Genomic DNA, 24246 nt, shown 5'->3' with positions numbered 1-24246 from the left:
AGTCCCTTGCGGCGTAGTTCTTATTTAAGCCGTCCAAGTTTTGGGGTGCAGTTCAAACAACTGCAGGGAGCTTTTCATAGTGCGGAGCTTCTATCCCACTAGCTTTGGCGGTAGTGTTCGAAGAAGTCGGCGAGGTCTTCGAGGGACTCTTTGAGCACTTCCATGCGCGGCAGGTACACGATGCGGAAGTGGTCGGGCTCAGCCCAGTTGAAGCCGCCGCCGCGCGTAATCAGGATCTTCTTCTCGTGCAGCAGGTCAAGGGCGAATTGCTCGTCATCGGTGATGTTGAACTTTTTAACATCCATCTTGGGGAAGATGTAGAACGCCGCACGCGGCTTAACCACCGAGATGCCGTCAATCTTGTTGAGCGCCTCATACACAAAGTTGCGCTGCTCGTAGACACGGCCGCCGGGACGGATGTAGTCGTTAACCGACTGATGGCCACCGAGTGCCGTCTGAACGATCGACTGAGCTGGCACGTTGGAGCACAGGCGCATGTTAGAGAGCATGTTGATACCCATGATAAAGTCGCTCATGCAGCGCTGGTTGCCCGAAAGCACCATCCAGCCAATACGATAGCCCGCGATCATGTGCGACTTGGAAAGGCCGCTAAAGGTAACGCAGGGCAGGTCGGGGGCGAGCGAGGCAATCGAGACGTGCTCGTAGCCGTCCATGCACAGGCGGTCGTAGATCTCATCGGCAAAGATCATCAGCTGATGCCTGCGCGCAATCTCGACGATGCCCTCGAGCACCTCGCGCGGATAGACGGAACCCGTGGGGTTGTTGGGGTTGATGATGACGAGGGCTTTGGTCGCGCTCGTGATCTTGGACTCCATATCCTCCAGGTCGGGATACCAATCCGCCTGCTCATCACACAGATAATGTACGGGATGACCGCCGGCAAGGGTTGCGCACGCCGTCCAGAGCGGATAGTCGGGGCTGGGAATCAGAATCTCGTCGCCGTTGTCGAGCAGCGCGTTCATCGAAAGCTGAATGAGCTCGGACACGCCGTTGCCCGTGTAGATGTGCTCCATCTGAACATTGGGCAGGCCCTTGATCTGCGAATACTGCATGATCGCCTTGCGCGCGGAGAACAGGCCACGCGAGTTGGAATAGCCTTCGCAGTCGGGCAGCTGCTGGCGCATGTCCTTGATGACCTCATCGGGTGTGCGGAAACCGAAGGGCGCCGGGTTGCCGATATTGAGCTTGAGGATGCGCTCGCCCTCGTCCTCCATACGGGCGGCCTCGTCGACGACGGGACCGCGCACGTCATACAGGACGTTGTCGAGTTTGGTGGATTTAGAAAAAGTACGCATGGTGGTGCTCCTTGCAATTTGAGCTGAGGGATGGGGTTCGGGCTTGGAATCGTTGCGGGGTGATGATGCCTCGCCTTGATCGGCGTCGCCGGCAAGCAGCCAGGTAACATCGACCTCCAAAATACGGGCGAGCAGCTCAGCCACATCGCGCCGCGGGATCGTCTTGCCGCTCACATATTGGCTCATCTGACTCTTGCCGAGTTTTTTGCCGAGCATCTCCGATGCGCGGATTACGTCCGACTGGCGAACGTCGCGATTGGACATAGTCTGTCGCAGGCGATCGCAAAACGTCTCTTGGGCCACAGGAACCTCCTTGCTGGCAAAGTTCAATTTATAGAACACGAATTGAACTAAGGTTCAATTTAGCAAGCAGTATAGCGCCGTACCTCATTCGATAGTTCAATTTCATAAGAAAATGTACCGGACTCCGAGATTTGCCCAAAGCGGACAATAGCGTGTACGCGTTTAGAGGTATTCGAGGAAACGGGCGGCGGCAAGCGAAACATCGGCCGTTCGATATATGGCATTGATCTGCCGATGGGGATGTCCCTCGAGCGAACGCACGGCAACATCGAACTGACAACGGCGCAAGATGAGCGCGGGAAGAATGCTCACGCCCAGGCCGTCCTCGACCATAGCCATAATCGCATAATCATCCCAGGTCGACAGCTTGGAGCACACCGTCAGCCCCGCCCGACGGAACAGCGGCGTAATCTCGTCATCGGTGCCGCGTTCTAGCAGAATAAACTGCTCGTTGGCTAAATCGGCAAGAGAAACGACCTCCGCCGTGGCAAGCAAAGAATCTGCCGGCACTACCGCCATCAACTCGTCGCGCACCAAAGACCGCGATGTCATGCCGTTTTCTCGGGGCCCACGCGGGATAAAGCCCAGATCGCAGCGCCCTTCCGCCACCCATTGTTCAATCTCTGAGTAATCACCCATCAGCAACTCATAATCGACGTCCGGGTGATCGGCGCGAAAGCGCGCAATCACCGGTGGCAGTACATGGGTCGCCACACTCGAAAACGTACCGATGCAGATTTTGCCACGCATGAGCCCACGCATCTCATCCACCCGTCGCTGCAAACGAGCAAATTCCTCGCATAACGCCTCGACCGCCGGCATAACTTGCTGTCCATCGGCAGAAAGCACTACGCCCTCGCGACTTCTATCGAGCACTTTAAAGCCCCAGTCAGCCTCGAGATCGGCCACCATACGGCTCACGCCCGACTGCGAATAGCTCAGGCGCTCGGCGGCACGCGTAAAGCTTCCGGCGCGCACGGTCTCGAGCAGCACCTGCATCTTTTGAATATTCGTTTCCACGACACGCCTCCACCTTTACATGAATTTTTGTCATGTTAACCATGCATTATATTCGCTTTTCTTCTACTGCCAGTTCACCCATAGTGAATATGCTCGAATATAGAGGGGACGGAAGCGCATGGACAACGGACTGTTTACGTACTTAGCAGCATTGCTATTGTTTGGCTCCAACGGCATCATCGCCGCTGCCATCGCGCTGCCGAGCTCCGATATCGTGCTACTACGCACGTTTTTGGGCGCGCTCTCGCTTGTCACCATCCTCGCCATCACCCAACGCCATAAGTTGCAGGCGCCATCTCGCCCCCGCGAAGCCGCAGCCCTCCTCCTCTCGGGAGCCGCGCTAGGCGCCAGCTGGATTTTTCTGTTCCGCGCCTACCAGACGATCGGCGTCGGCGTATCCTCGCTGCTGTACTACTGCGGCCCCATCATTGTCATGGCGCTCTCCCCGCTCATCTTTGGCGAAAAGCTGACCGGCGGCAAAATCGCCGGCTTTGTCGCCGTTGCTTGTGGTGCTTTTCTCATTGCAGCGCAAGGTCTAGGCGGCAATATGCCCATTGCGGGCATCGTCTGCGGTATCGCCTCGGCATTTTGCTATGCGCTGATGGTCATCGCTAGCAAGGGTGCGCCACACATCGAAGGCCTCGAGAACTCCACGCTCCAGGTGAGCGCCGCCTTTGTGACCGCGCTGGTCCTCACGCTCATCACGCAGGGCGCTCCCTCATTCCTGTCCGCCGGCGTCGCCACCAGTATTGATTGGCGCGCCGTCGTCATGCTCGGCGTCGTCAACACCGGCATCGGTTGCCTGCTCTACTTTAGTGCCGTCGCCAAGCTGCCCGTCCAGACCGTCGCGGTCGTCGGCTACCTCGAGCCGCTTTCGGCCGTCGTGTTCTCGGCCGTCCTTTTGGGCGAAGCCATAACACCGGTCCGCCTGATGGGCGCCGCGCTTATCATCGGCGGCGCGATTTTTTGCGAACTCGCCGGCAAACGCGCAAACGCCAAGGCTGGCATCGCCCAGACAGTACGTGCTTAAAAGCCCCTGCTTTGAAATGCTACCTGCGTAGATAAATAATCCCCAGCTGAGGATTATTGTCTAAAATAACCCGATGTGCCAAACTGCTCTTGTATGTATAAAGACGGCATAAAGTTTTTTGTCCTAGACAGATAACCGGATGTCTAAGGGAGTCCTCGTGGCACACAATAAACTGGAGGCAAACCTCCAAGACCAGCACGGGCAAGGCGGGCACGGAGCCATCCCCCTCTCCGCTGGCATGCTGCTCGTAACGCTCGGCGTCGTCTATGGTGACATCGGCACGAGCCCCATGTACACCATGAAATCAATCGTCGCCAACAACGGCGGCATCGGTACCGTCAGCGAGGACATGATCCTGGGCGCGCTTTCGCTCGTCATCTGGACCATGACGCTCGTGACCACGGTCAAGTACGTGGTAATCGCCATGAAGGCCGACAACCACAACGAAGGCGGCATCTTCGCCCTGTTCAGCCTCGTACGCAAGGTGGCACCATGGCTGATTCTGCCCGCCATGATCGGCGGTGCGGCACTGCTTGCCGACGGCATCCTCACCCCCGCCGTCACAGTCACCACAGCCATCGAGGGTCTGCGCACCATCGAATGGGGCCATGCGCTGCTGGGCGACGGCCAGACCAACGTCATCATCATCACGATCATCATTATCTGCGGCCTATTTGCCATGCAGCGCGCCGGCACCTCGTCAATCGGCAAGCTCTTCGGCCCGCTCATGACGCTGTGGTTCCTGTTCCTGGCAGGCGCCGGTCTGTTCAACATGCTCGGCAACCTGTCCATCTTGCGCGCGCTCAACCCCATCCGCGGCATTATGTTCCTGTTCTCGCCCATCAACCATTCGGGCATTATGGTGCTCGGCTTTGTCTTCCTGTCGACAACCGGTGCCGAGGCACTCTACTCGGACATGGGCCACGTGGGCAAGGCAAACATCTATGCATCCTGGCCATTTGTTAAGGCGGCCCTTATCCTCAACTATCTGGGTCAGGGAGCTTGGCTACTCGCCAATAACTCCAATCCCCAGATGCTCGCGATGGATATCGTTAACCCGTTCTATATGATGCTTCCCGAGCCCCTGCGCCCCTTTGCCATTGTGCTTTCGGCCGTGGCGGCCATCATCGCCTCGCAGGCGCTCATCACCGGCTCGTTCTCGCTGGTATCCGAGGCAACGCGCCTCAACCTTATGCCGCACCTGCGCATCCACTACCCCAGCGACACCAAGGGTCAGCTCTATATTCCGCTCGTCAACAACATCATGTGGGTCGGCTGCATCTTCATCGTGCTGCTGTTCCAGAACTCCGAGCGCATGGAAAGCGCCTATGGCCTCGCCATCACCGTGACCATGCTCATGACCACCACGCTGCTGACGAGCTATATCGCCGGCATCCTCAAGCACAAGCTGGGCGCCTGCATCTTTGCCCTGCTCTTTGGTGCCATTGAGCTGTGCTTCTTCGCTTCGTGCCTCACCATGTTCTTTGACGGCGGCTACGTCATGATCTTCCTGGCCGCACTGCTGTTCGGCCTTATGTATGTGTGGCGTCGCGGCACCGCCATCGAGCGCACGCAGACGATTCTGCTGCCCGTCTCCAAGTACATCGACCAGCTCAACCGCCTGCGCAATGACGAGACCTACCCCGTGCTCGCCGACAATCTGGTGTTCCTCACCAACAGCCCCGACCCGCTCACGCTCGACCGCGACGTGCTCTATTCCATCCTAGACAAGCACCCCAAGCGCGCCAAGGCATATTGGTTCATCAACGTACACGTTACCGACGAGCCCTATACGCACGAGTATTCCGTTGAGACCTTTGGCACAGACTTCTTGTTCCGCGTGCGCTTGGACCTGGGCTTTAAGGTCAATCAGCGCATCAACGCCTACCTGCGCCAGATCGTTGGCGACCTGATGGCCTCGGGTGAGTTGCCGCCGCAGCACCACACCTACTCCATCTACGAGACGCGCGGCAACGTGGGCGACTTCCGTTTTTGCATGCTGCGCAAGATGCTTGCCCCCGAAACGGACATCAACCGCAATGACCACCGCGTGATGGCCATCAAGTACGCCGTCCGCCGCGCTTGCGGAAGCCCGGCGCGCTGGTACGGTCTCGAGAACTCTGCCATCATCATCGAGTACGTGCCGCTGTTTGCCCGCATGCGCCCGGCCGTTAAGCTCGTGCGCACCCAGGTGCCGCTCGAGGTTCAGATTGAAGAGGCCGAGGAAATGGAAGTCGACATCTTCTCGGACGACTTGGTCAACGGCAACGAGGCCGGTAGGGACATGAACGTCGATCCCACCGAGCTGCTCGAGAGCGTCGCCGATACGCCCGAACAGCAACAGCTCGACGGCCTCGAAAGTGAACAACTCAACGACGCCAACTTCTAGCGACGTCACAAATCAACGAAAGCGGCCCTGCACCTCACGGGAGATGCAGGGCCGTTTTGCATTGCGGTAAAGCTATCGGCTACGAACGGCGCGGCTCGGGAACCACGAGTCTATCGGGGCTCGCGCCCTCGGCATCCATCAGGCTCACGTAGCGAATCGACGGATCCCCATACATCGCGTAGTAATAATTGCCTGTGCGCGCGCTAAAGCATCCGGTGTAGATAGTCTTCTCGAACTTGCCATCGCCCATCCTGGACGCTCCCTCGATCATCACCACGCCCTCGAGCGAGCGGAACATGCGAACGACGTTTTCGGTCTCGCTCTCCTTTTGCGGGTAATTGGCATTGAGGTACGCCGCCTTTACAAAACGGCTCGGCGAATAGCAATCGCCCGGAATGCCGCGCATGCCGGCACCGGCTCCATAGGGCTTGAGCTCGGCGCCACGCCATGTCGCCGTCTGCGGAAAATCGCTTGTGGCGGTGATATAGGTGCGCAGGTTTTCCATGTGCCACGGGAAGGTCGGCTGGTTGGCAAGGGTGTCGACCAGATCGTCGTATACATGCAGGCCGTCAGCCATCATCTCGACCACGATGCTGCGCTGGCTGTCGCCGATAATCCAATGGAGCAGCGACACGCCCAGCCCCTCTCCGGCAGATTTGGCGACAATCACCGTGTCGCGCAGCGCGGCCTCGACCTCATCGACCGTCGAGAACGTCGCTGCCACCCACAGGGGGAACTCATAGGCCGCGATATTGGTCTTGCCGTCGACAGGGTCCTCGGCATACTCGGCATAACCCGGGAAATTGAGACCCGCCACGGCGAGGCCCGCATCGTTGCCGCAATCGAAGAACATAGGGTAGTTCTTGTAATCGATGCACATACCGATCACCGCGTGCGCCGCTGTCGCGTCGTCGATAAACGAATACGGAATGTGAAACCCGCGCGGCATCACGCGAACCTGTTGGCCGTAGTCAAAGCTCCAGTCGAGATTGCGGCCCAGATACATGTGGCCAGAATTATCGGTAAATCGAATACTCGTACACATAGCGCCTCCTAGCTTTACGTTCTTGCTAATTTCATTGTCTCCAAACAAAAAGGCGCTAAACACAAAAGCCCGGACATGACAACAATGTCACGCCCGGGCTATTCAAGCAGGATAAACTCAACCAAGTTAACCCCGCAGGTCGTCTAAGGGGTCAAAGTGCCGCAGATTGCCACGAAAGAGGAGCGAAGCGTACTTAAGGTACGCGAGCGACGATTGAGCGGCAAGGTGCGGTGCTTTGGTCCCTTAGACCAACTTTCCAAGACAGTGGTCGATCATATGCTGGACCATCTGCGCCTCGAAGCCGACGAAGTCCTGCTTGCGCTCGCGCATCTTGCCGTCGACGATCTGATCAAAGGCGACCTTGCACTTGATATAGCGCGTGGACTTGGTGACCTCCTCGTGCGTCAGGCAGCTCTCCTCCATCTTGCTGGCGCCCAGGCCAAACACCAGACGGGGGTTGTAGAGTACGTGAGGCTCGCCGGCATCGTCCAGGTAGACGCAAACCTTCTTGGTAACGCCAATCTGGTTAGCGGCAAGGCAGCCGGCATCGTCGAGCGACTTGATGGTATCGATCAGGTCCTGAGCAACCGACTCGTCCTCGACGGTCGCAACCTCGCAACGCTGGGACAGGATAGCCTCGTCGCGGCAGAGCTCTTTAATCATACGTTCCTCCAAAGAGTTCGTTGTAACCGCTTAAGTATACGGTACCCACACATTTTCATGCGAAAAATACCGTCCGTCTGCTACAAAGCGCCGAACATCAACATGCGATGAACAACAGCGTCGTAAAGGGGCTATAGTAGGTGAGTTCGTGTCAATCGGCCTAAACTCGGGGCCGAACAAGGAAAGGGTATGCATGGACGAACTATTTCACGTCAGCGAGCGCAAGTCCACAATCGGGACCGAACTCCGCGCTGGACTGACAACATTCCTGGCGATGGCCTACATCATCGCCGTCAACCCCGCGGTGCTCTCGGGCGCCGGCATCGATGCAGGAGCGCTCGCCTGCGCCACCTGCCTGGGTGCCGGCATCATGACCATCTGCATGGGCATCTTCGCCAACCGCCCGCTCGCCTGCGCGTCGGGCTTAGGCGTCAACGCGATGATTGCCGGAATCACCACCACCGTCTGCGGCGGTGACTGGCACGTGGCCATGAGCGTCATCTTCCTTGAGGGCGTTGTCATCTTGCTGCTCGTGCTTTGTGGCCTGCGCGAGGCCATCATGGACGCCATCCCGGTTGTCCTGCGTCACGCCATCTCGGTGGGTCTGGGCCTGTTCATCGCCATGATTGGCCTGTGCGATGCCGGCATTATCACCGCTGGCGCCGGTACACTCGTCGGTCTGGGCGACATCACCTCCCCCACCTTCATCGTCGGCATCATCTCCATCCTGGTGACGGTCGCCCTCGCCTGCCGCAACGTCCCCGGCTCGCTGCTCATCGGCATCGTCGTCGCCGTCATCGCCGGTATCCCCCTAGGTGTGACCCAGGCTCCGACCGGCATCATCGCCCCGCTCGACTTCTCGAGCATCGGTGGCCCCATCGCCGACGCCGGCGGCGTGCCCGCCATCGTCAAGGTCCTTACCGACCCCGCGCTCCTCGTCATCTCGTTCTCGCTGCTCATGAGCGACTTCTTCGACACCATGGGCACCGCGATGGCCGTGGCCAAGCAGGGCGAGTTCCTCACCGACGACGGCAACGTCGAGAATATCAAGGAGATCCTGATCGTCGACTCCGCCGCCGCTGCTGTGGGCGGTTTCATGGGCGTCTCCTCCATCACCACCTTCGTCGAGTCCACCTCTGGCGCTGCCGACGGTGGCCGCACGGGCCTCACCTCCGTCACCACCGGCGTGTTGTTCATTCTCGCCGCGTTCTTCTCCCCCATCGTCACCATCGTTTCCAGCGCCGCCACCTGCGGTGCTCTGGTCTACGTCGGCTACCTCATGATGAGCGAGGCCTCCGAGATCGACTGGTCCGACGTGTCGCAGGGTTTCCCGGCGTTCATGATTGTCGCCGGCGTGCCCTTCACCTACTCCATCTCTGCCGGCATTGGCCTGGGCTTTATCACCTACGTGATCGTCGCACTCTTTAAGGGCGAGGCCTCCAAGATCAAGCCGCTTATGTGGATCGCAGCCCTCGCCTTCCTCGTCTACTTCTTCGTGGCGTAACGGCATAGTCTGCTAAAGCAAAACAACAAGGCGCGGAATCGCATCGAGCGGCTCCGCGCCTTTCTTTTAGCGTCTGCCCCCGTGCCAGCGTGCGACAATTGAGGCTGTCAATATCACAACACCGAGAGAAGCCTGCCTTGGAAGCGCATCATAAGCAGATAACCGTTTATTCAGAGCGTGCGGAAGGCGCGCCCGTCATCTATCTCCCCGTGGTTATGGGCGACGGTAGTGAAGTCTACGAGCGCTGCCGAGAGCTCGACTGCCCGCCGTTCACCCTTGTCGCCATTGGAGGGCTCGATTGGAATCGCGAGCTGAGCCCCTGGGCATGCGATGGTACCGTACGCGATAGCGAGCCCTTTGGCGGACAGGCTGCTGGTTTTCTTGACGAGTTGTTGAAGCAGATAATCCCCCAGGCCGAATCATCGCTCCCGCAACCGCCTGCCTGGCGCGGCGTTGCCGGCTACTCGTTGGCGGGTCTTTTTGCACTGTGGGCACTTTGGCAAACAGATGTCTTTGAGCGCGCAGCGAGTGCATCGGGGTCGCTGTGGTTCCCCGGCTTTATCGACTACGCGCGCGAGCGCACGATGACGGCTACGCCCGACGCCGCCTATCTGTCGCTCGGTAAAAAGGAAACCAAGACGCCCAACCGCATGATGCGGCACGTACTCGACGATACGCGCGCGATGGAAGAGCTGTTTATCGAGCGCGACATCCCAACAACGCTGGAGCTCAACCCCGGCAATCATTTTGCCCAAACTGACCTGCGCATGGCGCGCGGCATCCACTGGATACTGACGCATTAAAAATGGCGTCCACGCGTACATGCGCATGGACGCCATTTTTTGATTTAGCTGAACACAACTACTATTCGACAGTCTCCTCGAGTTTAGATACGGCGGGCGTCGAGGATTGGGACATGGAAGTCCTTTCATGATGGAAGGGCGATCAGGCATATCGGATAACCTGCCCGAACGATACGATCCGAACCATTGTACGCGATACGCAATGCCTCGCACGCGCCGCCACCTGCAAACGCTCGCGTTACTTCCAAACGCGCTCGGCAATGCGCTTGACCAGCGCGATCTTCGCCCACTGCTCGTCCTCGGTCAGCTTGTTGCCAATCTCGCAGCTGGCAAAGCCGCACTGGGGCGACAGGTACAGATTCTCGAGCGGCACATACTTTGTGGCCTCGTGGATACGTTCGACGATAACGTCTTCGTCCTCAAGCTCAGCCGCCTTTGTAGTGACCAGTCCCAGCACCACCTTCTTGCCGGGGGCAACGTACTTGAGCGGCTCAAAGCCGCCGGCGCGGGGTGTGTCGAACTCCAGATAGAACGCATCGACATTCTCATGTGCGAACAGGTACGGCGCGATGGGGTCGTAGCCGCCCTCAAAGGCATAGGTGGAATGGTAGTTGCCGCGGCACACGTGCGTGTTGATAACCAGATCGTCGGGCTTGCCCTCGATGGCGGCGTTGTTGAGCGCCACGCCCAGCTCGCTTACCTTTTGCAGGTCGACCGGGCTCATGCCGGTCTTGGACACAAAGTCGGTATCGCAATAGATGCCCCAGGTGCAGTCATCAAACTGGATGTTGCGGCAGCCTGCTGCGTACAGGTCGGTGATCACCGTGCGATAAGCGGCCGCAATGGCGTCGGCAAGTTCCTCATCGGTCTTATAGACAGCGCGCAGGCTCTCCTGCTGGCCGTCGCAGCGATCGAGTGTGACCTCAGAGAACGTCTGGATCGGCGCCGGAATGGTCTGGCGTGCGACCTGGCCCTCCCCCTCAAGCGCCTTGACGAACTTAAAATGCTCGACGAACGGGTGGTTCTCGCCGCTAATGGGACCAGTAACCACGGCGGTGTCGGCCGTCGTCTCCTCGTCATGGAACATATAACCCGTGCGTGAGGTGCGGCGCTCAATGCCGTTAAGGCCCCACATAAAATCGAGGTGCCAGTAGCTGCGGCGGAACTCGCCATCGGTGATCACCCGCAGGCCGGCGGCCTTCTGCTTGGCGACCAAATCGCGAATGGCGTCGTCCTCGACGGCCTTAAGGCCGGAAGCGTCGAGTTTACCCGCGACATAGGCGGCACGGGCGTCCTTTACAGCCTGCGGACGAAGAAAACTGCCGACGATATCGGCGCGAAACGGCGCGTTCGGTTGAATCGAAGTGCTCATAGATATCTCCCTTTGCATTGGTTGCTTTACTGGGACAGAGTATGAGCGCTCATATGACCATCGTAAAATATACGTTTATAACAGTTTGATATAGATGCTTCCTATATCAGTCTGGACTGCCATAAAGAGACTTGAACCGTGCGGAGTACAGCGGCCTAGATATGCTGACGAATCGCGTCGATATAGGCCCGACCGTAGCGCGTGAGCGTCGTGTTCTTGCGCGTGATGATGCCAATCTCCATGTACTCGTCCACGTCGAGCGGAATCGAGATAATGCCGGGGCCGTTGAGCTCGTGGCTGATCACGCCCGAGCATACCGTGTAGCCGTTGAGGCCCATGGCCAAATTGAACAACGTCGCACGGTCGCGCACGCGAATATTCTTGCGACGCTCGAACGTCGAGGTCAGCTCCTCGGAATAGTAAAACGAGTTGTAGCTGCCCTGCTCGTAGGACAGGAACGGGTAGTCTTCCAGATCCTCGAGCGTCACGCTGGAGCGGTCCGCCAGCGGATGGTCGGCGCAGACGAAGACATGCGGCGTGGCGCAGAAGAGTCCTTCGAACACGAGCTCGTTAGCCACCAGCATGCGCTCGATGACCTCGCGATTGTGCTCCGACAGATACAGGATGCCGAGCTCGCTTTTCATATGCGCGACGTCCTCGATAATCTCGTGGGTCTGTTCCTCGCGCAGGGTAAAGTCGTAGCGCGCGGCATCGAACTCACGGATCACATCGACAAACGCGTTAACGGCAAAGGAATAATGCTGGCAGCTCACACTAAAGTGCGGCACCTGCTCGGACGCGCCCTTGTACTTGCCTTCGAGCAGATCGGCCTGGTCGAGCACCTGTCGCGCGTAGCCCAAGAAGGTCTCGCCTTCCTCGGACACAATGACGCCCTTGTTGGTGCGCTCAAAGATGTGCACACCCATCTCGTTTTCGAGATCGCGAATCGATGCGGTAATCGAAGGCTGCGACACAAAAAGCCGGCGCGAGGCCTCGGTGATGCTGCCGCATTCGGCAACTTTGACGACATATCTGAGCTGCTGGAGCTTCATGGCTGTCTCCTTAGCTGTTCGCGAGATTCGCGTCGGCTGCACCCTCCTGACGCATAAACGGCGGCATCTCCCCCGTCGCGGCACAGGCGGCAATCTGATGCAGAGCCCCGGCAACCGCATCGTCTGCCGCAGCGCTGATATGCCAGCGCGCGGCAGCCGTGACGGCCTCGTTGGCATTGGCGACTGCAACGGAGTTGGGAACGGCATCGATCATGGGCAGATCGTTATCGGAATCGCCAAATACGGCCACCTCATCGGGCGTCAGACCCAAAGCGCGCGCCAGCTCCAGCGCAGCGCAGCCCTTGTCCCAACCAGCCGGAAGGATGTCAAACAGGCGCACACGGTTGTTGGGAAACACAAGCGAGAGCTCCGGCACCTCAGCGGCAATGCGCTCGCGCAGCTCAGCGAGCTCTTCGCGCGAGCGGGCGCTCCAGATATTCGCCTTGTATACCGGGGCATCATCGACAACAGGACGGCACGGGGCCTCTTCGCCTTTGAGCCACGCATTACCGCCCGACTCCATGGCGCGACGAACGCGCTCGGGATCGCTCGTCACGCAGTAGGCATCGTTATTCCAAAAGTCATCACCCAGGCTGTAGACCTTCAGATACGTATCATCGGTCTCTTGCTCCAAGTAGTCAGCCAAGCGCATAAGGGCGGCGTTATCGGTTGCATGCGAGGCTACCGCCTCGCCGTCCACAAACATGACCTGGCCGTTACAGAACGCGCCAGTCGAGAAGCACTCGGAACAATTTTTGAACATCCAGCCCATCGCGGACGGCTGACGACCCGAAACCGGCCCAAAGTGCAGACCCGCCGCCTGCATGGCATGAATACCCTCAATGGCGTAGTCGCTGGCGCCGTCATGCCCGGCTGGAATCAGCGTATCGTCCATATCGGTCAGCACAAGTTTGATCATAGAGTCCCCCAGTCATTTTCACTGCGACCATTGTAACGGTGCGCTAGTATAGGGAACAACAGATTCGATGCGGGAGTGCCGGCGGTGCAAACCACAAGGCTGAGAGGGCATGGGGCCCAATCCTTTGAACCTGTCAGTTAATGCTGGCGTAGGGAGCATGCCGCCTTTACAGGGGCGCTGTCTATGCACAGCGCCCCTTTTCTATGCCAAGGAGGCATGTGCAGTGATTGATTCGGAACAGCTTAAGCAAAATGTGGTCAAGGCCGTGGAGGAGATTCGCGCCACCAATCCGATGGCCGGCTCCATCACCAACACGGTGACGATCGACTTTGTCGCCAACGCACAGCTCGCCGTGGGCGGATCGGCCGCCATGGTCTATCTGCCCGACGAGGGCGAGGCGCTCGTTTCCGGCGGCGGCGCCATCTATCTCAATATGGGCACGCTCTTCCCCATCTACGAGCAGACGATTCCCCGCGCGGCCAAGGCGGCACACGACGCCGGCAAGCCCTGGGTGCTCGATCCGGTGGGCCTGGGTATCGGTAGTCTGCGCACCCAGCTGGTAAACGAGCTCAAGCAGTACAAGCCCGCCATCGTGCGTGGCAACGCCTCCGAGATTATCGCGCTCGCCGGCCTGTGGGGTCTTGAGGGCGAGGCGGCCGATCTGAGCCGCGTACGCGGTGTCGATACCACCGACACGGTAGACGCCGCCCGCGATGCCGCGGTGGCGCTCGCCCACTACACCGGTGGCGCCGTAGTCGTCTCGGGCGAAGTCGACCTGATCACCGACGGCACGACCGTGGCCAAGTCCCACGGCGGCAGCCCGCTCATGTCCAAGATCACCGGCTGCGGCTGCTCGCAGGGCGGCGTGCTGGCTGTGTATGCCTGCGCCGCCGATCCGTTTACGGCAGCCGTCTGCGGCACCGCCGTCTACAACGTCGCTGGCACGCGTGCTGCCGCCGTCGCCGATGCCCCGGCAAGCTTTAAGGTCGCCTTTATCGATGAGCTCTACCGCGCGAGCGCCCAGGACATCGCTGATAACAAACTCGAGCTCGAGGAGGCATAAGCCATGTCCGAGCCCACAACCAATACCGGCATGAACACGCTCGTCGCTGTGGCCATCGCCCCATGCGGCACCGGCGATGAGCTGTCCGCCGAGGTCGCCGAGGTCGTGCGCGTCATTCGCGAGAGCGGCCTTCCCAACCGCACCACCTCGATGTTCACCGAGATCGAGGGCGACTGGGACGAGGTCATGCAGGTCGTGCGCGACGCAACCTTTGTGTTGGCGAGCAAGGGCATCCGCACCGAAGTCGTGCTCAAAGCCGATATTCGACCCGGATTTACCGACACCATGACCGGCAAACTCGAGCGCATGGAAGCACAGATCAAAAAGCAGGAGGAAGCACGATGAGCATCCGCGACAACCTTGATATCTCGGCCTATCTGGTACTCGGCCCCGAAAACACGCTGGGGCGACCCGTGGGTGATGTGGTGGCCCAGGCACTCGACGCCGGCTTTACCTGCATCCAGGTGCGCTCCAAGGTGGCAAGCGCCCGCGAGATCATTGCGCTGACCGGCAACGCCGCACAGGCAATCGCACAGGCCGGCAAGACCGGTCAGGTCGCCCTGCTGATCGACGACCGTCTAGACTGTGTGCTTGCCGCGCGCGAGCAGGGTATTGCTGTCGACGGCGTGCACGTGGGCCAAAGCGATATTCCCGTCGAGGTCTGTCGCAAGCTGCTGGGCCCCGGCGCCATCGTGGGCCTTTCGGCCCGTTGTGAGGAGATGCTCGAGTACGTCAAGACCGCCGACATGAGCCTAGTCGACTACCTGGGCATCGGCCCACTCCACGAGACCGAGACTAAGCGCGACTGCGGACGCGCAGCCGACGGCTCTATCATCACCAAGAGCTTTGAGGACCTGGCCGCCCTCCATGCGGCAAGCCCCGTGCCCATCGTGGTGGGCGGCGGCGTCAAGACGGCCGACCTGCCGCAGCTCAAAGCCACCGGCGTCGATGGCTTCTTTGTGGTGAGCGCTGTCTGCAGTGCCGACGACCCCTACGCCGCAGCCAAGGAGCTTGTCGACACCTGGCAGCAGGCATAGGCATAAGCCGAGCAGCTGATTCGCAGTCTCATATCTTCAGCAATGGAAAGCGCATCCCAGTTTGGATCTCCATTCCGGGATGCGCTTCCCGCCGAGATGGCGGCAGCAGCCTCTACCCTGCCAGATATGCCTCCAGTGCCGGCAAGGTCGCCTCCGCATCGCGGCGACCAATCTGGTAGATGCGCTCAAGTTCATCGGGCTCGCGACACAGCGACGGCACCTTCACCGATTCGCTCGGCCGCACCACAAAGATTTCGCCGGCGGCCTCGCGACGTGCCAGGTCATCGAGCGTGGCATTGTAGACCTCATGCCGATGCTCGAGCGCTGCGACAAACTCCGGATAGTGACGGAACACGCGCCGCAGCATGGGCATCACGCTGTTGGGCTGCTTCACAAAGCCCGCCGGCTGCGTGAGTACCACGATATTGCGGTCATACCCCTGCGCAAACAGCCATGCGCTGGGAATAGAATCAGCCACGCCACCATCCAGATACTTATGCCCGTCAATAGCAACGGGACGCGTCGCCACGGGAATTGCCGACGACGCCCGGATCCACTCGATATCGCGCTCGTCGCCATACGGCAGATCGTGATAGACGGCCTTGCCCGTCTCGATATCGGTACACACGCACGTAAACCGCATGGGGCAGGCGCGATATGTCTCCAAATCGATGGGATCGCGCTCGATGGGCACCTCGTGATAGGCAAAATCGGCATTGAACATGTCGCCGGTTCGCAACCAGCTCGTCACGCTCGCATAGCGCTTATCGGCACAATAGGCTTTGTTGTAGCGAATGGCGCGGCCGATCTGGCGCGATTTAAAGTTGTAGCCAAACGCCGCGCCCGCCGAGACACCCACCATATGGTCGCAAGTTAAGCCGTGCTCCATCCAAACGTCGAGCACGCCCGCCGTATACATACCGCGGTAGCCGCCTCCCTCGAGTGCCAGCCCCACCGTGCGCATCGTATTTGACTGTGCCATGCGACCATCTCCGTCCCCACAAATTCAAACGGAACAAGTATACCCGTCAACATATATCGTCTCAGTCGCATTTTCATCGAACATCGCATCGTCGCGCTATCGCCTGTCGAATAATAGCCGCCCACAGCATGTGCACCCATATATAATTGTGTATTGTTGTTTACACTACTCAGCTGTTATCAACAGCGAACATTAGCCGACAAATTAACTCAACAACGCAGCAAGGCGGGGGCCTGGATACACGCAAAACGCCGAGCAACGACGCGTGTACACAACGAGCTCGCCCGACGCAATCCGCCCCGACCTCAGAAAGCCGCTTAGAACATGGATACTGTCAGCAATTACACCGAAACGCTCGAAAAGACCGTCCGTGACCTTCTCAAGCGGCAGGAGGATCTGATCAGGACTGCCTTTACCGACCAGCTTACTGGGCTTGGCAACCGTGGCGGCTTTGCCCGTTCCCTCGAGGAGCTCTGGGAGCAGGACGCCCCCGTTACCATGGCGTTCATCGATATCGACAATCTCAAGCACTGCAACGACGTCTTTGGGCATGACGAGGGCAACCGCTATATCTTGCAGGTAAGTCTCTATCTTAAGCTGTATATGAAGGTGGGCGAAGCGGCGTTTCGCATAGGCGGCGACGAGTTTGCCATCCTATCTACGATTGCAACCGAGGACGACCTCGCCGAACGTCTGAAACACTGCCGAACGGTTCTGCTCAAAAACAACGATTCCGAGATGCCCCGCTCGTTTAGCTACGGAGTGTCACATGCCGACCCCGCCCTGGGCGAAGCTTCCAATCGCATGACGCTCGATGCCGACCATCGCATGTACGACTACAAGCTACGTCATGCCATGCACCTCGATCGACGCAATATCACGCAAGTTCACGCCGACGACTTCGAAATAAGCGATCGTATTTTTGACGCCTTTTCGATGCTCAACGAGGGCCGTTATTTCTTTATCGAGAACTTGGACAAACATCGCACCCTTTGGTCACAAGGTGCCTTGCGCGATCTTGGCCTTCCCTCGGAGCACATAGACAACTGTCGCGATTACTGGAAAACGCGCGTCCATCCCGACGACCTTGAGGCCTGCATCAACGACATCGACCAAGTCTACAACGGCACCAAGCACCGTCGCGTCATGCAGTATCGTGTGCGCAACGCCGTCGGCGACTACGTCCTTTGCCGTGCTCGCGGGTTTCGTATCGACGGCGACGGAAATGTCCCCTCGCTCTATGTCGGCGAGCTCGTCAACCACTCACTTGCCGAAACCGTCGACGCCGCCACAGGCCTCGGAACGCAGCGCATGCTGGCCAACGCCATCGACGCCTGCCGCCGCGATCGTTGCGAGACAGGGCTTATAGCGGTGCGCGTTCGTGGCACGACAAAGCTCAACGAGCTCTACGGGGCCGAGGCTGTCGACAACATGCTTGCCGAATACGCAGGCCGCATGCTGTCGATCACTCGCGGCAGGAGCCGGGTCTACCGTTCACGAAGCGTTCAGTTCGTCGTGCTCAGCAACGACCTAGACCACGAGGCATTCGAGCAACTGACCCGCCACCTTAAAGAGGCCGTTTTCGCTCCTGTTCGAATCGCAGGCGACACCATTACTCCCGTCTGCCTTGTCGTCCCGGCCTTTTACGAGCACTTAACCCATCAAGCGACCGCCGTTTTAGGCGAACTCAACCGTCGCCTTCGCACGGCCGGCGGGCTTGTTCCCAACGACAGCCTCCCCATACCTGAGGCTGAGCGCAAAAGCGCCATCGCCGAACGTATCGACTCGCTCACGGGTCTCTATCGACCCAGCGAGTTTATGCGGCGCGCCAACGCTTTTCTCGAGGCAAGACGCGACGGCGCCTGGTGCATCGCCACGGTCGACATGGGCCACATGCGCCTGTTTAACGAATGGTATGGACAGGCCGAAGGCGACCGCCTGCTTGCCGATGTGGGCACGGTCCTCAAGGACATCGAGAATGCCGACATGGGCGTCGCAGGGTACTGGGGCCAAGATGACTTTTGCGTACTCATCCCCTTTAAGCACATCACCGTCCATCAAATCTACAACCGCGTTCGCGAGGCAGTAGCCAGGTATGATGGCGGCGTAGGTTTTTGGCCGTCCATGGGCGTTTACCCCATCGATTCCAATGAGGAGATCACCATCGATGCGCAGGCAAAGGCCATGTTTACCAATCGGCGCGCAAAAAACGACTTTAAGGAGCGCATTGCCATTTTTTGCCCCGAGGAGTACAAGCGCGAAATCGTGTTCAACCGCACGCTAACCGAATTCCAGTACGCGCTGTCAAATGGTCGCATCACGTACTATCTTCAGCCCCAGGTCGATATGGAAACCGGCGAGATTATTGGCGCCGAAGCACTCACCCGCTGGATTAACAAGGACGGCTCTCTCATTTCGCCCGCAACGTTTATCCCCGCACTCGAGGAAAGCGGCTTTGTAGTGACGCTCGACAAATATGTTTGGCAGGGCGTCGCCATGTGGCTCCGCGAGCGCCTCAATCGAGGACTTCGCGTGGTTCCGATTTCCCTCAATGTGTCGCGCGTAGACATTCTTGCCTGCGATGTCGCCGAGCATATGGGGTCGCTCGCCGCCCAGTACAACCTGCCGCCCGAACTCATGCACATCGAGATCACCGAGACCGCCTATACCGGAGAGTCCGAGGCCGTGGATAAGCTGACCGCGGATCTGCACACCCGTGGCTTCTCGACCTACATGGACGATTTTGGCACCGGCCAGTCCACGCTCGCGATGCTCAAGAACGTCAACGTCGACGTCATCAAGCTCGACCGCACCTTTGTGCCCACCGACCGCGATCAAGGCCGCAGCACGCAAATCATTTCATCGATGCTCGAAATGGCGCAGTCGCTCCATCTGCCCGTCGTGGTCGAAGGCGTCGAGACAAATGAGCAGGCGAACATGCTACGACAAATGGGCGCCCGCTACGCTCAGGGCTTCCTCTACTACCGCCCCATGCCGGCGAAGGATTTTGAGGCATTGCTCGATGGTGGCAATAACAACTGATACGCTCGCGCGCAAAACGCCACCGTCGAAGGGGATATTTGTCTCCATTAGCTAACTTATATCCCCAATTCAAACCGAATTGGGGATATGATACAAACCGTTGTTCCGCCCAAGGAGGTTATCCATCATGAACGAGTCGTATCGCCTGGGCGAGCAATCGATTATTGCCTATCTTCAGCGACTTGCGAACGGCGTCTCGACCGCCGAACTCGATGTTGCCGCGCTGCCTGCTGGGCTACGCGCCGTTGGCGAGCAACTGCAAAAGACGCATGCCATCCTGCAACAAGAGCGCCAGCTGCTTGAGCGCAACGCCTATATCGATCCGCTCACCAACTTGGGCAACCGCAACGGATTCGACCGTCACGTCGAGCAACTCTGGCGCAAAGGCGACCCCTTCACCTGCGCCTATATTGACATCGACCATCTCAAGCATTGCAATGATAGGTTTGGCCACGCCGAAGGCAATCGCTATATTCTGAGCATCTGCCGCACGCTCTCCGAAACCATGGAGCACGATGAGATGCTGTTCCGTATCGGTGGAGACGAGTTTTGCTCATCTCGCTCTCCGCAAACGAGATTGAACTCGAGCAGCGCTTGGAGCAGGTACGTACCAGGCTGATCGAGGCGAGCTCAGGTGGCAAGGCGCCCATGATCGGCAGCTTTAGCTTTGGCTGCTCGCGCGTCGATCCACTTGCTGGCGACACGCGTCGCCAGATGACAATGGATGCCGATCGCAAGATGTATCGCTATAAGCTTATGCATCGTGTGCAGCAACCGAAAGACGATGACGCGCCGCAACGCCCAATCGTCGATCAGCTTCCCTGCAACGACCGGGTGTTCCAAGCGATCTCCATGAGCTCCGAGACGCGCTATCCGTTTATCCTCAATCTCGATACGGGAGAATCGCAATGGTCGGTTAACGCCGTGCGCGATTTTGACCTGCCCTCCCAGCACCCTTTTAACTCACTCGACATGTGGCTCGCCCGCGTTCATCCCGAGGACCGCGACAACGTACGTGTCGAGCTCGACATGGTGATAAACGGCACGTGGCACTTCCACTACATGCAGTATCGCGTAATGGATGCCACCGGAAAATACGTGCTTTGCGACTGCACGGGCTACCGCTTGGACGGCACCGATACCGAGCCCGGCATGTATGTGGGCATTATCATCAACCGAAGCTTGGCAGATACGACCGATTCCGTGACCGGCTTGGGCGATATTCACGCCCTGGTCAACGCCATTGGCGAAATGCGTCGCGTGGCGCGCAAGGCTGGTTTGATCGCCATCAAAATCGACGATATCGCTCAGGTCAATGCCCGCTTTGGCTTTGATGCGGGCGACCGCGTTTTGGCAGAATGTGCCGCCTGTCTGGTGGAATGCTCGCGCGGTAAGGGTCGTATGTTCCGCTCGACGGGGCCGATGTTCGTGGCTCTTTTCGACGACTTTGATCCCGAAGAAACCGATGCGATTGCAGAGGAAATCGAGCGGTTCCTGGGTTCGCCCGTGCTCTTTGGCCCATTTGAATATCAGCCGCCCATTCGCGTGGCCACGCTCCATCTGGACGGCGTCGACCGTCAGCCCGTTTCGATTTTGAACGAGCTCAAAGCGTTGCTCGGGAAAGCCGTGCAGGTGCCAGGTACCAAACTGGATTAGCACCGCGCCCACACCGCCTCCCCCATCGTGCGATAATCCTCTGCAGAAGTCACCGACAGCAGAGGGAGTTTGTGATGAAGGTTCTTTTGGTCAATGGCAGCCCCAAGGCAAACGGCAACACCGCCCGCGCACTCGCCGAAGTCGCCGAGCAACTCAATGCCGAAGGCATTGATACCGAGGTGTTTCAGCTGGGCACCAAGCCCATTCGCGACTGCATTGGCTGTGGTCAGTGCGGCAAGCTCGATTGCCGCTGCACCTTTGACGATGACGTGGTGAACGAGCTGATCGCTGCCGCCGAGCAGGCAGATGGCTTTGTCTTTGGCTCGCCCGTCTACTATGCGCACCCCAGCGGGCGCATCCTTTCGGCCCTCGATCGCGCATTCTATGCCGGCAGCAAAGCCTTTGCACACAAGCCGGGCGCTGCCGTCGCCGTTGCCCGTCGCGGCGGCACGTCGACCACCTTCGACGTGCTCAATAAGTACTTCACCATCAACCAGATGCCCGTGGTTGCTTCCACGTACTGGAACAACGTGTTTGGCGCCATGCCGGGCGAGGCCGCCCAGGACGCCGAGGGCCTGGCCACCATGCGCAACATCGGCAAGAACATGGCCTGGCTCCTGCATTGTATCGAGGCAGGACAGGCCGCCGGCATCGAAGCCCCCGAAGCCGATCGCGAGCGCACCAACTTCATCAGGTAGAACGGCGGAACAAATACATGAACGTGCAAATTTTTGGCACCAAAAAGTCTTTCGATACCAAGAAGGCTCAGCGTTATTTTAAGGAACGCCGCATTAAGGTGCAGTTTATCGACCTTAAGGAAAAGGAGATGAGCAAAGGCGAGCTTACGAGCGTGATGCAGGCGGTCGGCGGCATCGACAAGCTGCTCAACCCCAAAGCCAAGGACGAGGAGACGCTCGCGCTCATCCAGCACCTCACCCCCAGCCAGCGCTTCGACAAGTTGCTCGAGAACCAGCAGGTCTTGGCCGAGCCCATCGTGCGCAACGGCAAAAAGGCCACCGTCGGTTATTGCCCCGATGTATGGGGAGCCTGGGAGTAGCTTGTGTTATTTGCCGGCGCGTGGGTATAAGAGCAGGCGTTTGGCATAAGATTCAACTGTAAGCCATGTCTAACAAAGGAGGGCACATGCCCAACAAACCCGTGAAGATCATCATGCTTACCGGCTACCTCGGTGCCGGCAAGACCACACTGCTCAACCACATCCTCGCTAACGACGGCGGCATCCGCGCCGCCGTGATCGTCAACGATATCGGCGAGATCAACGTCGACGCCAGCCTCATCGCCGACGGCGGCCTTTCCGAGACCGATGACCTCATCCCGCTCACCAACGGCTGCATCTGCTGCACGCTTTCGGACGACCTTGCCAACCAGCTGCAGGGCATCGCCGATTCGGGCGACTTCGACTACATCATCATCGAGGCATCGGGTATTTGCGAGCCCATCCCCATCGCCTACACCATCTCGAGCTTCTGCGACGAGGCCAAGGTGGGCGGCGAGCCCAAGCTCGCGCTCGACAACATCGTGGCCGTGGTCGACTGCGCCCGCATGTACGACGAGTTCAACGGCGGTCGCGACCTGCTGGCAGAGGATATCGACGAGGACGACATCGAGAGCCTGCTCATCCAGCAGATCGAGTTCTGCTCCACGCTGATTCTCAACAAGACCGATACCGTGAGCCCTGAGCAGATCGCCGAGCTCAAGGCCATCGTGCGCAGCCTGCAGAAGGACGCCGTGATCGTCGAGGCCCAAAACGGAGAGGTTCCTATGGAGGAGCTGCTCGACACCGACCGCTTTGACTTTATGCGCGCCTACAACTCCGCCGCCTGGATCGATGCCATGGAACATCCCGAGGAGCACGATGACCCCGAGGTGCTCGAGTACGACATCGAGACCTTTGTGTACTCGCGCCGCAAGCCGTTTGACCTGCAGAAGTTCACCGATTTTGTTGAGCAGGAGTGGCCCGACGAGGTCATCCGCGTCAAGGGTCCGCTGTGGCAGACCGGCGATCCGGACATGTGCTACATGTTTGAGCAGGCCGGCCACCAGATGCGCCTGATGGAGAACGGTCTGTTCGTTGACTCCGCGCCCGAGGGCGAGAAGCAGAAGATCATCGACGAGAACCCCGAGATCATGCAGATTTGGGACGACGAGACGGGCGACCGTATGACGAGCCTGTGCATCATCGGCCGTCACATGGACAAGGATGCGCTCATCGCCTCCCTCGATGCCTGCCTGACCGACTGGCACCGCGCCTAGGTTTATCCAAGCGGGCATTTTTCCGCCTACGCAACCGCCAAACCACCACGAAGGTGCCCTTCGTGGTGGTTTTTCGTTCTGAGCCAAGGAGATTCATGTTCAACATCGTGCTGTATGCGCCCGAGATTCCGGCCAATACGGGCAATATCGGCCGCACCTGCGTGGTTACCGGCGCCCGCCTGCATCTGGTGGAGCCGCTGGGCTTTTCGCTCGATGACAAGACGGTGCGTCGCGCCGGCCTGGGCTACTGGCAAAACTTGGACGTGACGACCTATGCCGGCTGGGAGGATTTCCTTGCCCGCAACGGCCTCTCCCCCGCCGACGAGCGCCTGCATCTGCTGACCAAAAAGGCACGCCGCACCTATGCGCAAAGTACCTACCGCGATGGCGACTACTTGGTCTTTGGCAGCGAGAGCTCGGGCATTCCCGAGCCACTGCTTGCCGCGGCGCCCGAGCGTTGCGAGCGCATCCCCATGCTGCGCGATTGCGACTCACTCGATAACGCCGAGGCTTGGGAAGCCCACGAAGAATCGCTGGGGCATACCGAGGACAGCCACGAGACCATTCTTCAACAGGACATCTGCGGCAACTTCGTCAATCCCGACGACTACCGCATCAGCGCCCTCAACCTTTCCAACAGCGCCGCCATCGTCCTCTACGAGGCCCTACGCCAAACAGGCTTTCCGGGAATGTGACAAAGGAACTGTCCCTTTGTCACATTCAAACGCCGCGCCGATGGCACACACGCCTAATTGATGCTCTAGATAAAGAGCCCT

At 59.0% G+C, this 24246-nt stretch carries 22 protein-coding genes and 1 riboswitch; of the genes, 14 read left to right on the top strand and 8 right to left on the bottom strand.

The window, feature by feature from the left end:
• Nucleotides 1-98 precede the first annotated feature (98 nt).
• Together JMJ97_RS02395 and JMJ97_RS02390 are read right to left on the bottom strand one after the other, a co-directional pair.
• The gene (locus JMJ97_RS02395) at nt 99-1580 is read right to left on the bottom strand and encodes an aminotransferase class I/II-fold pyridoxal phosphate-dependent enzyme (protein ID WP_276550529.1); all 1482 of its coding nucleotides are present in this window, start codon (nt 1578-1580) and stop codon (nt 99-101) included.
• Between the two features lie 201 nt (nt 1581-1781).
• Complete coding sequence (locus tag JMJ97_RS02390; protein WP_260699040.1) at nt 1782-2639, bottom strand: LysR family transcriptional regulator; 858 nt, start codon at nt 2637-2639, stop codon at nt 1782-1784.
• 118 nt (nt 2640-2757) lie between these two features.
• Here JMJ97_RS02390 and JMJ97_RS02385 point away from each other — a divergent pair, with 118 nt between their 5' ends.
• On the top strand, nt 2758-3669 hold the full coding sequence (locus JMJ97_RS02385; protein ID WP_260699039.1) for a DMT family transporter: 912 nt from the start codon (nt 2758-2760) through the stop codon (nt 3667-3669).
• Between the two features lie 139 nt (nt 3670-3808).
• Complete coding sequence (locus JMJ97_RS02380; protein ID WP_260699038.1) at nt 3809-6058, top strand: KUP/HAK/KT family potassium transporter; 2250 nt, start codon at nt 3809-3811, stop codon at nt 6056-6058.
• Between the two features lie 79 nt (nt 6059-6137).
• On the opposite strand, the gene bsh is transcribed toward JMJ97_RS02380, so the two are convergent.
• The gene (gene bsh / locus JMJ97_RS02375; protein ID WP_260699037.1) at nt 6138-7103 is read right to left on the bottom strand and encodes a choloylglycine hydrolase; all 966 of its coding nucleotides are present in this window, start codon (nt 7101-7103) and stop codon (nt 6138-6140) included.
• 243 nt (nt 7104-7346) lie between these two features.
• Nucleotides 7347-7766 carry a peptide deformylase gene (locus JMJ97_RS02370; RefSeq protein ID WP_260699036.1) on the bottom strand — a complete coding sequence of 140 codons (420 nt, stop codon included), beginning with the start codon at nt 7764-7766 and terminating at the stop codon, nt 7347-7349.
• Between the two features lie 193 nt (nt 7767-7959).
• On the opposite strand from JMJ97_RS02370, the gene JMJ97_RS02365 reads away from it, so the two are divergent.
• On the top strand, nt 7960-9270 hold the full coding sequence (locus JMJ97_RS02365; RefSeq protein ID WP_055310021.1) for an NCS2 family permease: 1311 nt from the start codon (nt 7960-7962) through the stop codon (nt 9268-9270).
• A gap of 137 nt (nt 9271-9407) precedes the next feature.
• Nucleotides 9408-10073 carry an alpha/beta hydrolase gene (locus tag JMJ97_RS02360; protein WP_055310020.1) on the top strand — a complete coding sequence of 222 codons (666 nt, stop codon included), beginning with the start codon at nt 9408-9410 and terminating at the stop codon, nt 10071-10073.
• A 238-nt stretch (nt 10074-10311) separates the two neighbouring features.
• Here the strand turns inward: JMJ97_RS02360 and JMJ97_RS02355 are convergent, their stop codons facing one another.
• From JMJ97_RS02355 to JMJ97_RS02345, 3 genes are all read right to left on the bottom strand, one after another.
• The gene (locus JMJ97_RS02355; protein WP_260699035.1) at nt 10312-11445 is read right to left on the bottom strand and encodes a 5-methyltetrahydropteroyltriglutamate--homocysteine S-methyltransferase; all 1134 of its coding nucleotides are present in this window, start codon (nt 11443-11445) and stop codon (nt 10312-10314) included.
• 155 nt (nt 11446-11600) lie between these two features.
• Nucleotides 11601-12497: a LysR family transcriptional regulator gene (locus tag JMJ97_RS02350; protein WP_055286633.1), complete on the bottom strand. Its 897-nt coding sequence runs from the start codon at nt 12495-12497 to the stop codon at nt 11601-11603.
• Between the two features lie 10 nt (nt 12498-12507).
• Nucleotides 12508-13416 carry an HAD-IIB family hydrolase gene (locus JMJ97_RS02345; protein WP_260699034.1) on the bottom strand — a complete coding sequence of 303 codons (909 nt, stop codon included), beginning with the start codon at nt 13414-13416 and terminating at the stop codon, nt 12508-12510.
• 61 nt (nt 13417-13477) lie between these two features.
• Nucleotides 13478-13588: riboswitch (TPP riboswitch) on the top strand.
• 51 nt (nt 13589-13639) lie between these two features.
• Here JMJ97_RS02345 and thiM point away from each other — a divergent pair.
• From thiM to JMJ97_RS02330, 3 genes are read left to right on the top strand one after another with little or no spacing between them, the layout of a single operon-like run.
• Nucleotides 13640-14479 (top strand): hydroxyethylthiazole kinase, encoded by an 840-nt coding sequence (gene thiM / locus JMJ97_RS02340; protein ID WP_260699033.1) that lies wholly within the window; start codon nt 13640-13642, stop codon nt 14477-14479.
• A 3-nt stretch (nt 14480-14482) separates the two neighbouring features.
• Nucleotides 14483-14824, top strand: a complete 342-nt coding sequence (locus JMJ97_RS02335; RefSeq protein WP_260699032.1) for a thiamine-binding protein — start codon at nt 14483-14485, stop codon at nt 14822-14824.
• Entirely contained in the window at nt 14821-15516 is a 696-nt protein-coding gene (locus JMJ97_RS02330; protein ID WP_260699031.1) for a thiamine phosphate synthase, read from the top strand. Before JMJ97_RS02335 ends, JMJ97_RS02330 begins: the two co-directional genes overlap by 4 nt.
• Nucleotides 15517-15628: 112 nt before the next feature.
• Here JMJ97_RS02330 and JMJ97_RS02325 read toward each other — a convergent pair whose 3' ends face one another.
• Nucleotides 15629-16498, bottom strand: coding sequence for a patatin-like phospholipase family protein (locus tag JMJ97_RS02325; RefSeq protein ID WP_260699030.1), 870 nt, complete (start codon nt 16496-16498; stop codon nt 15629-15631).
• 324 nt (nt 16499-16822) lie between these two features.
• Between JMJ97_RS02325 and JMJ97_RS02320 the strand changes: the two genes are divergently transcribed.
• From JMJ97_RS02320 to JMJ97_RS02290, 7 genes are all read left to right on the top strand, one after another.
• Nucleotides 16823-19540, top strand: a complete 2718-nt coding sequence (locus JMJ97_RS02320) for a bifunctional diguanylate cyclase/phosphodiesterase (protein ID WP_260699029.1) — start codon at nt 16823-16825, stop codon at nt 19538-19540.
• A gap of 127 nt (nt 19541-19667) precedes the next feature.
• Complete coding sequence (locus JMJ97_RS02315; RefSeq protein WP_260699028.1) at nt 19668-20159, top strand: GGDEF domain-containing protein; 492 nt, start codon at nt 19668-19670, stop codon at nt 20157-20159.
• Nucleotides 20090-21196: a diguanylate cyclase domain-containing protein gene (locus JMJ97_RS02310; protein WP_260699027.1), complete on the top strand. Its 1107-nt coding sequence runs from the start codon at nt 20090-20092 to the stop codon at nt 21194-21196. The genes JMJ97_RS02315 and JMJ97_RS02310 overlap by 70 nt, the downstream gene beginning before the upstream one ends.
• 74 nt (nt 21197-21270) lie before the next feature.
• Nucleotides 21271-21894, top strand: a complete 624-nt coding sequence (locus JMJ97_RS02305) for a flavodoxin family protein (protein WP_195544244.1) — start codon at nt 21271-21273, stop codon at nt 21892-21894.
• Between the two features lie 17 nt (nt 21895-21911).
• On the top strand, nt 21912-22253 hold the full coding sequence (locus JMJ97_RS02300) for an arsenate reductase family protein (protein ID WP_055252194.1): 342 nt from the start codon (nt 21912-21914) through the stop codon (nt 22251-22253).
• A gap of 86 nt (nt 22254-22339) precedes the next feature.
• Entirely contained in the window at nt 22340-23470 is a 1131-nt protein-coding gene (locus JMJ97_RS02295; RefSeq protein WP_260699026.1) for a CobW family GTP-binding protein, read from the top strand.
• 95 nt (nt 23471-23565) lie between these two features.
• On the top strand, nt 23566-24165 hold the full coding sequence (locus JMJ97_RS02290) for a tRNA (cytidine(34)-2'-O)-methyltransferase (protein ID WP_260699025.1): 600 nt from the start codon (nt 23566-23568) through the stop codon (nt 24163-24165).
• The last annotated feature ends 81 nt before the right edge of the window (nt 24166-24246 follow it).

This window comes from Collinsella aerofaciens, from assembly GCF_025289055.1.
In the GTDB taxonomy this organism is placed as follows: domain Bacteria; phylum Actinomycetota; class Coriobacteriia; order Coriobacteriales; family Coriobacteriaceae; genus Collinsella.
This window is presented reverse-complemented; position numbering and strand designations above follow the sequence as displayed.